Here is a 1,392-nt window from a genome sequence, read left to right as displayed (position 1 = left end):
GCTTCTTTTCAATCGCATCAATCTTGGCCTTATCGGCCGGATCTCGTCTCGCCACAGTAGTCATTCTGGCTTATCTCCTTATGCGGGATCGGTTCCCACACACAAACCATCAGACACTCTCCCGCACAACCACCCCAACAGGGAAAATGAGGCCACACGCACCAACCCAGGATGTAGCGAGACATACTTCCGCTCAAAATAGAGCATGGGCAAGAAACACACTTCCAACAAAGTCATCGTCGAAACCATCCTCGCAACCGGCATGAGCCATAAAGATGCCGCCGCACTCTTTAGCGTCAGCACCCGCTGGATCCGCGAACTTATCCACCGCTATCGCAAAGGCGGCTACCAAGCACTCGAACCACGCTCCCGGCGCCCGCACTCCAACCCCAGACAAGTGCCAGAGAGCACGGTCAAAGCAATCCTCGATATCCGACAACACCTGGAAAACACCGGCCAAGACAACGGCGCCCACACCATCCGCTGGCACCTTCAACAACAAAAAATAACCCCACTACCAGCAGCATCGACTATCCACCGCATACTCAAACGCCACGGCTGGGTCATCGAACAACCTCACAAAAGGCCACGCAGTTCCTGGAAACGATTCCAAGCAGACCAACCGAACGAAACCTGGCAACTCGACTACAGCCACTGGTACCTCAACAACAACCAACGCGTAGCCATCCTGACCATCATCGACGACCACTCACGCTATGTCATCTCTTGCAAAGCCGTCGAGCACGAAACCGGCAACAACGTCATCGACACCTTCATATCCGCAGGTAACAAGCATGGATTTCCCAAATCCACCCTCACCGACAACGGCAGCGTATTCACCACAAAGCTCTACAGAAAAGCCGACACTCGCAACGGCTTCGAACAGCTACTGCTCCAAATGGGCATCCACCAAAAGAATGGAACCCCATACCATCCCCAAACCCAAGGAAAAGTCGAGCGCTTCCACCAAACACTCCAAAAAGCCCTGCACACAAGGCCATTTGCCCACAACATCGCCGAGCTAAACCAACAACTCGATGACATCATCGACTACTACAACAACCACCGACCCCACCGAGCACTCAACAGACAAACGCCAGTTCAGGCCTACAACCGACTGCCCAAAGCCCAGCCACTCGATATCCCCATCGGCACCGACAACCGCCTACGCCGAGACAAAGTCGACAACGACGGAAAAGTAACCCTCCGCTGGGCCGGCACGATGCGCAAACTCTACGTCGGAAGAAAACACCGCACCAAAGAAATCATGCTGAGGTTACCCTCAAGTAGTGGACACCCTATTTGTACGGATCTTGTGTCCGTAGGAGAGGATGTTCATTGTGAATCAACAGCGCAAGAAGTACACGCCGGAGTACCGGCGTGAAGCCGCAA

Annotated in this window: 1 protein-coding gene; it reads left to right on the top strand. The window is 53.9% G+C overall.

Translation table 11 applies throughout. From position 1 onward, the window contains the following. Positions 1-205 precede the first annotated feature (205 nt). Positions 206-1,384, top strand: a complete 1,179-nt coding sequence (locus MHX61_RS11200) for an IS481 family transposase (protein ID WP_370658422.1) — start codon at positions 206-208, stop codon at positions 1,382-1,384. Positions 1,385-1,392 lie beyond the last annotated feature (8 nt).

It is taken from the genome of Corynebacterium sp. ACRPF, from assembly GCF_022347395.1.
In the GTDB taxonomy this organism is placed as follows: domain Bacteria; phylum Actinomycetota; class Actinomycetes; order Mycobacteriales; family Mycobacteriaceae; genus Corynebacterium; species Corynebacterium tuberculostearicum_D.
Note: the sequence above shows the minus strand (reverse complement) of the source record. Positions and strands in the feature narration are given on the sequence as shown.